Raw genomic sequence first — 12502 nt, forward strand, 5'->3', positions numbered from 1 at the left:
GCGATGGATGTCAATCGAAACGTTTCGAGGTGTTCTCAAAAAAAACCCTCGTTTCCATCCTTATGGGACCACGCTTGAATGCATCCCGCTCCAGTCCGTACCATTAGTGATGGTCATGACACGTCTTTCAATCTGGCGCTCTATAAACAGTTCGTGCCTAATACAATGAAACTGGCAGTAAACGCCAGATTGAAACGTTTCGACATTTTCATTATAGTCGGTGTTGATAGCGATTTCAACCACTTTATCTATTTTTCAAATAAAAAGTTGATTTGTTCAATCTGTCCATCCACGTCACTCCGTTTATAGTATATACTGCATAATAGTCGAGATCCGAGAATTACGCCAGTACACCAGGGGCATGAAACGAAAAATGCCCCTGCTGACTTATGTAAGGAGACAGTTATCTAATGAATATTTCCAAGCCTATTTACCATAAAAAATCGCTGTCCCGCCCCATTTCCTTGCAGAAGATTCAGTCTGTATCTGTTGCCCTCTTCAAGCTATGCCATCTGGTGCAGCTTCACGACCGCGAGGCATTCTCCCGCATCGATGAGATGTGGAGCACTCTTCATGTGTTATACGTCATTACTGCTGGCCAGGCCAGGCTGATCAGTGCAGAGGGTAAACTGACATTAAATGCGGGCTCCGCAGTGGTTCGGCAAGCCGGAAGCCTGCTTCAGCACGAGAACAAGCGCGGCTCCCTGTCGCCAGTACAGGGCATTGCTATTGCTTTTGATTCCACTGAAAATGAACAGCTGTTCTGGCCGTTCGGGATACCAGTTCCCATTGCGAGTCGCACTCTCACCGACAGGGCAGTAGAGCTGGTTCAAGCCAGTACGGCAGGCCGTGATTCCAGCCCCTTCAGGCCACATGTGCTTTTCTATGAGTTACTGGATATTTTACGGGATCATGTGGCTCATTCTGCTCATGAAGATCACTCCTGGCTTGATGCCGTGCTTAGACATATCCATCAGATGTATACCCATCCGCTGACCCGCGAACAATTGGCACGGGATGCAAATGTAAGTCCTGAGCATTTTTCACGGGAGTTCAAGAAACATACAGGTCTTACGTTTGTTGAATATGTGACCCGTCTCAGAATCAGGATGGCTCAAGAACATCTGTTGTTCGCGAACCCTACCCTACAGGAAATTGCACAACTGACAGGCTACAGGGACACCTTTTATCTGAGCCGCAAATTCAAACAGATGGTTGGATCAGCACCAACACACTACCGAAAAATGCCCAAGAAGATTGTATCTTTGACTTACAATTATACAGCCTCACTTCTGGCACTGGGCTATACTCCCCACATGGGCGCCGTCGCCAGCTGGATGGAAGAAAAACTGGGGGAACATGATCATGATGGTCATGAACCATTTGAGCGACATTCCGAATATGAGCTGGTTAGACATACGGATCTGATTGCACACGCTCAGCCTGATGTCATTATCGGGTATGCACCGCATCCCGCTTCCGATGAACTACGTCTGATCGCACCGACCATTCTGATGCCCTTTGAGGAAATTGATTGGCAGGAGCAGCTTCTTCTTTTGGGCCGAATTACCGGGCTTGAGTCCAATGCACAGGCGTTGTTAGATCAATATCATCAACTTGAGCAAGAAGCCAATCATACGTTGGACCAACAGATGGAAGGAGGAACACGAGGGTCCGCTGTTTGCATGTTTATGATTGGAGAGGACGGCGCTTATATCTATGGTCATGGCTGGGGCAGAGCTTCTCATGTACTGTATCAATCGCTGGGCTTCACCCCACCTTCACGGATGGAGCAGGATGGGCAGTTACTCACGGGATACATTCATGTTCCGTTGTCTGAGATTCACTTGTATGCCGCAGATCACATGTTTGTCGCCTTCCCTGAGGAACCTACCGAACGAGAAATGCTGGATAACTTGCTGAATCAGGAATCTTGGGGCACCCTCTCTGCCGTTCGTGAAGGACGCGTATACGAGATTGATGCCGACATGTTCTATGGATTTGATCCCTTGTCCGTTATGGAGCAGTTGCAGCATATCATGCGTCACCTCACATCATAATTGTCCATGCAGTAGTGATCATAGTTGTCCATGTACAAATATCACATCTTCCTCTATGTTATTAATGAGAATAATAATCATTATTGATTATACACAGGGGGAACAAAAATATGTTTGCTGCAAAAAAACGCTTTTCTGGCTTGCTTCTTATGCTCGCCATCATTATGATTCTGGCTGCATGTAGTAGCGGAACAGGCTCGACTGCCACTGAACAGACATCGGCAGCGGGAACCGAAACAACAACAGCCTCTTCCGAGACGAACACAGACACGTCGTCCGGTTCAGACAATTCAAATGCTACACGGATCTACAAGTCATTAAGCGGAGATGTTGAAATTCCGGCTGAACCGAAACGAATCGTTACCGATATGTACGTAAGTGATCTGCTCGCACTGGGTGTGAAACCCGTTGGTGCTGTTCAATATTATTTGGAAAACCCGTTCTATGCAGATCAGGTAGCGGGCATAGAGAGTATTGGTGATCGGGCGGCGGTATCCATGGAGAAGGTTGTTGCCTTGAACCCGGATCTGATCATTACCTACTCTGATCAGGCCAGCGAAATTGAGAGTTATCAAAAAATCGCACCGACCGTGGTCATTCCGTATGGTACTTTCACCAATGTACATGACGAAATCCGGGGATTCGGAGAGCTGATGAACAAATCCGAAGCAGCCGAAGCTTGGCTGAAAACGTACGATGAACGGATTGAAGCCGCTCGCGCTAAGGTGAAAACAGTCATTAAACCGGAGGAAACCTTCTCCATCCTTGAAGTATCCGACAAGAGTTATTATGGATATGGAGACAATTTTGGTCGAGGAGGACAAGCGGTCTACAGTGCTTTGCAACTTGCCCCACTCGAAATCACCAAAAAAGAACTGATGGGTGATACCCAATGGAAAGAAATTTCGCGTGAAGTTGTTGGTGATTATGCAGGGGATCATATCTTCTTAACCGTTGGAGAGAACAATAAAAATTACCAAGGCGATTCCATCTGGCAATCCCTGCCGGCTGTGAAAAACAATCAGGTGTATGAGTTGCTGGAAGACCGTTACTGGTACTTCGACCCAATTGCTATTCAAGGTCAGGCTGAGGAATTCGCCAATATGATCGTAGAACGTGCCGAGCAAAACCGTAAATAACATAAGCATGAATACAGGTGTCCGGACAGGCTAATAAGCCTGCTCGGGCATTTGTGTCATATCGAGGAGGACTTACATATGCTTCGCCGTTTTATGTCTTATTATCGTCCTTACAAAAGGCTCTTTATATTGGACTTCTCCTGTGCCATCGCTGCCGCTCTGCTGGAGTTGGCCTTTCCACTCGCCGTTAACCGGGTGGTCGATCAACTGCTTCCGGCTGGCAATTGGTCCATGATCTTAGCGGCGTGTGTCGGGTTGCTCGGCATCTACCTGCTCAGTTCCTTTTTCCATTATGCAGTGACCTATTGGGGCCACAAGCTTGGCATTAACATCGAATCCGATATGCGGCGTGAACTGTTCCAGCGTGTACAGAAACAGTCCTTCCGCTTCTTCGATAACAATAAGACCGGACATCTGGTCTCCCGCATGACCAACGATCTGATGGATATTGGTGAGATCGCGCATCACGGACCCGAGGATCTATTCATTGCCCTCATGACACTCGCCGGAGCTTTCGGAATTATGCTGGGGATCAACTGGCAGTTGGCTGTAATGACGTTCATCATCGTGCCGCTGATGATCTACCTGTCACTGTATTTCAGTCGCAAAATGTCCAAGGCGTTCAAGCGCATGTTTGCGGATATCGCCGATTATAACGCACGAGTAGAGAACAATGTGAGCGGCATCCGTGTGGTACAAGCTTTTGCCAATGAAAAACATGAAGTAGGACGTTTCGTTGAAAACAACGAACGTTTCCGGCTTACAAAACTAATCACCTACCGTATTATGGCCTGGAACTCTTCACTCAGTTTTATCCTGATGAAATTTGTATCGCTGTTTGTACTGGTATGTGGAACCTGGTTTGTCATTCAAGGCAGTATGACCTACGGGGAATTCATCGCTTTTGTGATGCTCTCCAATGTATTCCTCGGACCGATCGAGAAGATTAACTCTGTCATCGAGACGTACCCCAAAGGCATCGCCGGATTCAGACGTTACCTGGAGCTGCTTGAAGCTGTACCGGATGTAGAAGATACACCACAGGCGAAGCCGATTCCGGATGTCAAAGGAGATATTGCTTTCCATAACGTTACCTTTTCTTATGGAGAACACAAACCTACGCTGTCTCAGGTCAATCTGGATATCCAGGCAGGCCAGACGGTTGCTCTGGTTGGACCTTCGGGCGGAGGTAAAACGACGTTATGCAGTCTGATCCCACGTTTCTACGATGTGGATGCAGGACATATCTCCATCGATGGCATTCCGGTGAAGGGCATGACGCTGGAATCACTGCGCTCCCATATCGGGATTGTGCAGCAGGATATTTTCCTGTTTGATGGAACGATTCGAGAAAATACTGCATACGGCAAACTGAATGCTTCCGATGAGGAAATCTGGCAAGCCATTCGCCGGGCCCAATTGGAAGAGCTGGTACAATCCCAGCCAGATGGACTGGACACCATGATCGGTGAACGTGGCGTGAAATTGTCCGGCGGACAGAAGCAACGTTTATCCATCGCAAGAATGATCCTGAAAAACCCGCCAATTCTCATTCTGGATGAAGCAACATCCGCACTCGATACCGAGACGGAAGCCGCCATTCAGCTGGCCTTATCCGAGCTGGCGCAGGGCCGTACAACATTAGTAATTGCCCATCGACTGGCGACCATCAGACACGCCGATCGCATCGTAGTCGTGGAGAATGGCAGCGTTGCTGAACAAGGAAGTCATGAAGAACTGCTCGCGCGTCAAGGCTCGTACAGCCGACTGCATCAAGCCCAATTTGGTTAAATGCAATGACAGAACAACCCTCCCTCTTGTAATAGAGGTGAAGGTTGTTTTGTTCATTTCAGGTATCCTTTGGATTTCCAAAATCGTTTTGCAAATGATTCAGCAGCGTAAGGCAGCTCCCCATTCAGTAAATCCTCATTCGCTTGAATGAGCACTTTGCGTCCATGTTCCAGCAAGTGAACGGCATGCAGTAACTGAGAGCCGCCGATGTAATGAAGTTCAAGCAACAATGGATCTTCTTCCTCGTCATCCTGAGCCGAGTATTCGATCAACACACTTTCCGAGCCGTCCGCATGTTGGTGCAGGGTATAATAGTATTTCTCCACCTGCGTCTCCCCTTGAGCATCCACATACTCTCTTCCAATACGTAGCATAGCTGGCTGGGGAACACCATCAGACATCTGACCTGCTTGTCGAAATGCATAATATAACTCTCCAATCCACAGCCCGTGCCGATCATCATCATAATAATCGTCATATGGCTCCACGACAGGCAGTGCTAATAAATCGTGGATCAGTTGGTGCGAAATTAAGGAACGGGCATACTGATAATTCGATACAGACTGCAACAAGGTGCTCCATCCTTGCTCGCTTAACTGCTGAATATCAGCAGGTGAGTTCTCCGAAAATACGTTCCATTCCGACTTCTCATTGTTTAGATAACGATATGCTCCTGAGATCATCCAGACAGGTTCACCCGGTTGTACGATATGTTTATCAGGAGAGTTGGAACCTTGATCTGATGGCTCCATCTTAAGCAACAATGCACAATTGTGGTCATCCTGAAAATACAGACTGCGGAAATATCCCTCCGTATGCTCATCTCCATAGACCGATACTCGGCAAAATTGCTCGTCCAACCAAAATTCATAGCTGTTCAGTAACTCATCCTCCTCTCTTACAGGCAACAAAGATGGATGAGTAAGACGCTCTATGTTCTCAGCGGTAATCCGATGATCTTCGAACCAATCCGGCGCATCTGGCTCTGATTCATCAGCATGAATGTACTTTCGGTTGATTACAGGTTGTCCTTGTTGCAACCTCTTTAACATTTCTTCTCGCCAAGGAAACGGCTCTGTATCTTCATCAATCACACATTCAGGAACGAATAACGCCAACATGTCAAAGCCCCGCCATGGTCCGAGATCCTCCCATTCTTCAAGCTGACGCTTCACATTACGCTGTCCTTGAACCTGAATCGTATATTGATCGGTACTTACCAGCAATCCACCTTCTACATTCCCTCTCACTGTCAATTCTCCATGGTTATAATCCCCCCAGAACATATCCTCCACATAGAGATTACCTGTAATATATATTTCCTGCCCACCCACGATCATATAGGGCGTTATGAGATTCCCAAGTACAACCAGATTTGAACTGGCCGCGTCGGAACTTGTATTTCCAATATAACGATCCACTGTCAGATTTCCTTCAACTAAGATCAAAAAGGGTCCTTCATCCAACAACAGTTCACTGATATGAAGATCACCAGAATGTAACCATACTTCCTCGGCTTCAAATTCACCGTTGTGCGCTTCATTCTGAGTGTACATCCAGCTCTCCTGAGGCAACTTCGTTTTCATATCGGCAAAAGACACCTTGTGACCTATCTGATGTATGGACATGTCCTGACACTCCTCATCCATTAATATATGGATAGAATCTATCTAATCTACAGATAGGACAACTACCCATTTTCATTATACTAGAGGAAATATACACCATTCCATAACAAAAACCCTCACCCGAGTAGAATGAAGGTTGAGCTTGTGAACGACAACAGCCCCAAGTCCATTAAATACATATATGATCTAGTCCATTCTTATAACTTCCCACCCAGAATGGCATTCGCCCGTTCACGAAATTCCACCGCCGCTTGCTCAGGCGTAATTTTGCCAAACAGCAGCAGATCATACAACTCACGTAATACCGCAGTGACCTCTGGCGCACCTACGGGATCAGGCGGGTCCATCTGAGTGCTGTTATCCGCAACCCAATCGATATAATCAAACACCTGCGCCAGCTCCGGTTCAACCACCAGCTTCATCCGCGCTTTGACACTGGATGAGACGGGCACACCCCGCTCCCCTTTGAGCAGCAGATTGGCATCCAAATCATTCACAAAAAAGCTGATGAACTTGGCAGCTTCCTCCTTATGTCTGGAATTACCCGCCATGGAGAAAAACATGCCTGGCTTCAAGAACAATCCATCCTGGCTGTTTGGCCCAGGCATTGGGGAGATGGTCAAGGGTTTGCCATAACGCTGAGCGGTACTGATAAATTGGTTGGAATACCCCCAACTAAACAAAGCCTCTCCCAGATAAAACGGGTCGTTATCAGGCTGGCCAATGTCTGATGTCCAGATATCCGGTGCAAAAATAAGTTTCTTTTCCGCGAGCTTCTGCATCCTGCCAAAGTACTCAATAAACAGCCCATCATCCTCATAACCCAACCTCTTGCCATCCTCCGCGTATAGCTTGGAACCATACTGTCTCAAGTAATACGCGAAAAACTGTTCCGGCGTAAAATAGGTTCCCAGATAGATGCCTTTCCCGAGCAATTGCTCGCCCATCCGGTCAAAATCCGCCCATGTCCACGTATCCGTTGGCAATTCAATATCATTGGCCTTTAACACTTCCGGATCATAGATGCTGAGCATGGCGTTAACCCCCAAACTGAGACCATAGGTTTTTCCATTCAGGCTACCACTCTCCAGCTGTTCCTTCTCAATATCTGTCGCGTCAATCAGTCCGCTCTGCATGTACGGCGTCATATCCTCCAACAGTTGCAGCGAGCTGTACTGGGACAGATAGGAGATGTCCATCTGGATAATGTCGGGCAACGCATTGCCTGCTGCATGTGGGGCAAGTTTTCTCCAGTATTCGTTGAAACTGCTATATTCGTATTCAATGTTCACATGTGGATTCAACTTCTCATACAGGTTGATAACGGCAATCGTTGCATTGTTGCGGAACTCTCCACCCCACCAAGCGATTCGTAGCGTTATCGGCTCTTCTTCCACAATCATGCCTGGCCTTTGATCCAACTGGTTCACGCAGCCAGGAAGAGTCAGCATAAGGCAGAGTATGCCTATCATTCGCATCCATCTTCCCATAACTTCTCCTCCTTACCTGGTGATGGGGGTGGCAGCAGCACCATTACTCTAGTTCCATGCCCCGGCTTGCTCTCCAGCAGAACATCATATTCTTCGCCAAAAGCCAGACGTACCCGCTCCCTGATATTCAGTAGACCAATACCTGTGCCTCTGGTTTTCACTTCACCGCGCAGCACCTGTTCCACATATTCGGGTTCCATGCCGGGGCCGTGATCCTCCACGATAAGAGCCAGCTTGCCACCGGATATCTCGGCATACACTCGAATCAGACATGATCCAACCTGTGGTTCCAAACCGTATTGGATTGCATTCTCCAGTAATGGCTGTAGGGTCAACTTTGGAATGGCACACCCCAGATAAGGAGCGGGCACATCCATACGGAAATCCAGCCGTTGCCGGAAACGGTAGGTCTGAATGGTGATGTAATGATTGACGATCTCCAGCTCTTCGGCAATGGTAATGATATTTTGTTTGAAGCTGATGGAGGAACGCAGCAAATACCCAAGTGACAGCACCATACTGGAGATTTGCTCCTGCCTGTTCTTTTTGGCGAGCCAATGGATCGAATCCAGCGCATTATACAGAAAGTGGGGATTGATCTGCGCCTGTAGCGCCTTGAACTCCGTTTCTTTAATGACCAACTGGCTTGCATAATTTTCTTTGATCAATGTATTAATATGTGTAATCATCAGTCGATACGTACGCTGTAGTAACCCCAGTTCATCCATGTGCTGGTGCGTTGGAATGGAGAGATTGGCGTCTATGTTCTCCAGATCCCCATACTGAACCTCCTTCATCTGACTGATGAGCTGCCTGATCGGCCTTGTCAGACTGCGTGCGAACACCATACCAAGCGCGAGAACAACCAGAATGGCGATAAGATAAACGACGATCAGTATATTTTTCAACCATATAATGCGTTCAAAAATTTCATCATAAGAGGCCATATTATAATACACCCAGTCGGTGTATGCGGATTTCTTCTGGGAAAGAAATATCTCCCTCCCATCCAGATTCTTGATCTCATATCCCCCACTGCCTGGAAGTGGATTCAGTCCGGCGGACACCGCTTCTGGAAGCTGGCGATAAGGATACACCACATCACTACCTGCTTTTAAAATAATGTCACTGTCCTGGCTATCGATGCCCGCATACTCCTCGACGAGTCGCTCGATATTAATACGCAGAAACAGTATGCCTACCGGTTCCAGGGTCATCGGTTCATAGGCTCGCACTTGACGCACCATAACCAGCATCGGGTCATCGTCATCCGGGTATAACCAGCGCACTGCACCATTGGCCTGCTCCGCAGCCGCAATCATCCGATCATATTTTTCCTGAGATACGGTTAGTGTCTCGCCATATTTATTGACTCTTCCCCTGGAATCAATCAGATGAACGGACTGCACATATCGTGCAGCCCCACTAATATGCTCCCATAGCCGATCCGTGATCTTTTTTCGTTCAATAAAGCTTGAATATGCGCTATCGTCGTCCAGCAACGACTTCAAGGCTCTTTGAATCTGCGTATCGGAGATCATGTTTAATGATAACGCTTCCAACTTCTGAAGTTCAACATCCACTGTAGACGAAGAAAGGTTCAGAAGTCGGGACGACTTATCAAACAGCTGTTTGTCATACACCGAGTACGTATAATACAAGGACCCAAACGCGAGGATGATGACAAACGCCATCATGAACATAATCATCAGAAACATTTTCATTTTGATGCTGAGTTTGCGGTAGGCTGTCATGACCAAAGCGCTCCTTTGAACCACGTGATACTACTAGGTATATCACATACAGGAAGGTTTCCCCAAAGTTTTAGCGCTCGATTTCTCACGTATTATTTGGACTGATATCGATCATACGCAGCCTGATGAACCTCAATCGCCCGGTCAATATCCATGCTCTTGATTGTTTCGGCCATCTTGTCAAATTCGGTGATCGGCTTCTGTCCGCTAATAATGGCAGTCATCGTCTCATTCAAATACGTATTCACCTGACTCATGATGGACGTACTTGTGGTCACCTCATCTGTTGACAAACGAATTGGAGGAAGCGTTAATGCTGAGCTTGCTTTCATCCATTCCGCATTTGCCGCACGCTGTCCATCGTCAAATAATAATGCATCCAGATAACGACTATCCTGATTGATTGGACCGTCCATAATGGATAAGGCATAGGAAGCCAGTGCCTGGTCATACGTTAGACCGTTCGGATTATCAATGATGGTATCTGTGAATTTGACACCTTCCCCGTCACGAACATAGCTGTCATTTTCGATACCAAAGTTGAACAGATCACTACCCTCTTCGCTATAGTTGTAGTCCATCCACTGTACAATGTATTTCAATTTGTCTTCGTCTGCGGAAGCCGTAATAGCCTCACCATAAGACAACACTTTAGCGTCCAGATTAAATGTCGCATACGAAGTTCCATCCGGAGATACAGGCCATGGTACACCCGTCACGTTAAAGTTCGGATCCGTATCTCTCATCAGATTAAAGTATTTCCCCATGCCGCTGAACACACCACCCTGATATGCGCCTGCCAGATTGCTGGTAACCTTGTAATCGAAAGCTTTACCGTCATTGGTCATGATCTCGGGATCAATCAGCCCTTCTTTGTACCACTTGGCCATGGTCTCCAAGAAATCACGGTAGCCCGGCTGAATCGGTCCAAACTCCACCTTGTCTCCATTCATCTGGAAACCACCAATGACACCAAATGCCGCGGCAAAATCATGGAGCTTGGTCAGGTTGCCCGGTCCCCAGTTTCCGGTGAATGGTAGCTCATCTGGCTTGCCGTTGCCGTTAGGGTCCTGTTCCTTAAATGCCTTAAGCACCGTATACCACTCATCAATGTTGGTAGGTACTTTGAGATTTAATTTATCAAGCCAGTCCTGGCGCATAATTAAACCTGAAGTGGCATTCAGCTTCAATGCATCCAGCTTCAGCAGCGGGAACATATAGATCGTTCCATCGTCGAGTGCAATCTGCTTTTTCACATCCGGATCGGATTCAATAATCCGCTTTAAGTTTGGTGCATAACTGTCGATCAATTCATTCAATCGGATGATCCGACCATCCTTGATCATTTTTTCCGGTCCGCCAACGGCATCTGCCCAGTTATAATAAATGACATCCGGTAGCTCTTTCGTGGAGATCAACAGATTGAATTGGTCACGCTGTTGTCCAAGCGGAGGATGTGTAAACTTCACTTTGATGCCTGTCAGCTTCTCCTTTTCCTTATAAGCCGCCATATCGCCAAAATTGTTCAAGGAAGCTGTCAGTTTGGCATCATTGGCGCGCCAGTAATCAATGGTAAATGGCTCACTTGTAATCGGTAGCGGAATCTCGGTCAACGCCTGAACCGCAGGTTCCGTTCCCTCTGCTGGCTCTGCGTTACCTGGTTCATTATCACCCGTACAGCCCGCCAGTAAAGACATGGTAAGTAGCGATGACAACAGGATGGACCCCATTCTTTTTTTCACGTAATTCGCCTCCATAGATTACATTTTTTATTGTTTCACAGCACCGATTAGAGCGCCCTGAACAAAATAACGTTGGATGAACGGATATACCAGCATAATCGGCAGCGTGGAGATAATAATAGTCGCATATTTGATGTTCTCCCCAATGGCAAAGCCGGTATCAGCGCCAGCGCCCATGGCCTCCGTACTGCTGCTGATCAGAATATCACGCATAATAATCTGTATTGGATATAACTCCTGACTGCGCAGGTAGAGCATAGGTCCGACATAATCATTCCAATGGTCAACCGCATAATACAGCATCATGACCGCCAGGATTGGCTTTGACAAAGGCAGTACAATTCGGAACAAAATCAGAAAGTCATTGGCACCATCAAGCTTCGCCGATTCGATCAGACTGATCGGGATGCCTTCAAAGTTTGTTTTCATAATGAGGAAATAGAATGTGCTGATGGCACCCGGAATAATAAGCGCAAAACGGGTATCCACCATGCTCAGATTCTGAATCAGCAGAAAAGTCGGAATCATACCCCCACCGAAGAACATCGTGAACGTAATTAATTTCATCAGCGTTTTTCTGCCCATCAGATCACCGCGTGACAGCCCATATGCAGCCAGTGAAGTCATGAGCAGATTAATAGCGGTACCCACCACAACATAGAACAAGGTGTTCATATATCCCGTATAGATGCGAGTATCCTGAAATACCGACTTGTACGCTCCCAGCTGAAAACCTTCAGGAATGAGCATCAGTGAACGGGAACGCAGCATCTGGTCCGGGTCGCTGATTGAAGAATTGAACACGTACAGCATCGGGTACAAGCATAAAACCATGATCACCAAGAGCAGCAGTGTATTAAATACATCAAAAAGTCGTTCCCCTATAGACTGTTTCATC

8 protein-coding genes are annotated in these 12502 nt (G+C 47.1%); 3 read left to right on the top strand and 5 right to left on the bottom strand.

Annotation, left to right across the window (positions count from 1 at the left end; genetic code table 11):
• Positions 1-410: 410 nt before the first annotated feature.
• The 3 genes from MHH92_RS27910 to MHH92_RS27920 all read left to right on the top strand — a co-directional run bounded on the left by MHH92_RS27910 (position 411) and on the right by MHH92_RS27920 (position 4990).
• Positions 411-2060 (top strand): AraC family transcriptional regulator, encoded by a 1650-nt coding sequence (locus MHH92_RS27910; protein ID WP_340907287.1) that lies wholly within the window; start codon positions 411-413, stop codon positions 2058-2060.
• 110 nt (positions 2061-2170) lie between these two features.
• Entirely contained in the window at positions 2171-3199 is a 1029-nt protein-coding gene (locus MHH92_RS27915) for an ABC transporter substrate-binding protein (RefSeq protein ID WP_340907288.1), read from the top strand.
• Positions 3200-3277: 78 nt separating this feature from the next.
• On the top strand, positions 3278-4990 hold the full coding sequence (locus MHH92_RS27920) for an ABC transporter ATP-binding protein (RefSeq protein ID WP_340907289.1): 1713 nt from the start codon (positions 3278-3280) through the stop codon (positions 4988-4990).
• A gap of 53 nt (positions 4991-5043) precedes the next feature.
• Here the strand turns inward: MHH92_RS27920 and MHH92_RS27925 are convergent, their stop codons facing one another.
• From MHH92_RS27925 to MHH92_RS27945, 5 genes are all read right to left on the bottom strand, one after another.
• On the bottom strand, positions 5044-6618 hold the full coding sequence (locus MHH92_RS27925) for a hypothetical protein (RefSeq protein ID WP_340907290.1): 1575 nt from the start codon (positions 6616-6618) through the stop codon (positions 5044-5046).
• A gap of 197 nt (positions 6619-6815) precedes the next feature.
• Positions 6816-8108, bottom strand: a complete 1293-nt coding sequence (locus MHH92_RS27930) for an ABC transporter substrate-binding protein (protein WP_340907291.1) — start codon at positions 8106-8108, stop codon at positions 6816-6818.
• A complete protein-coding gene (locus tag MHH92_RS27935) occupies positions 8087-9862 on the bottom strand; it encodes a sensor histidine kinase (protein ID WP_340907293.1) in 1776 nt (591 codons plus the stop codon). The genes MHH92_RS27930 and MHH92_RS27935 overlap by 22 nt, the downstream gene beginning before the upstream one ends.
• A gap of 92 nt (positions 9863-9954) precedes the next feature.
• Entirely contained in the window at positions 9955-11604 is a 1650-nt protein-coding gene (locus MHH92_RS27940) for an ABC transporter substrate-binding protein (RefSeq protein ID WP_340907294.1), read from the bottom strand.
• Between the two features lie 27 nt (positions 11605-11631).
• A complete protein-coding gene (locus MHH92_RS27945; RefSeq protein WP_340907295.1) occupies positions 11632-12501 on the bottom strand; it encodes a carbohydrate ABC transporter permease in 870 nt (289 codons plus the stop codon).
• Position 12502 lies beyond the last annotated feature (1 nt).

The sequence above is a fragment of the Paenibacillus sp. FSL M7-1414 genome, from assembly GCF_038003195.1.
Classification (GTDB): Bacteria; Bacillota; Bacilli; order Paenibacillales; family Paenibacillaceae; genus Paenibacillus; species Paenibacillus amylolyticus.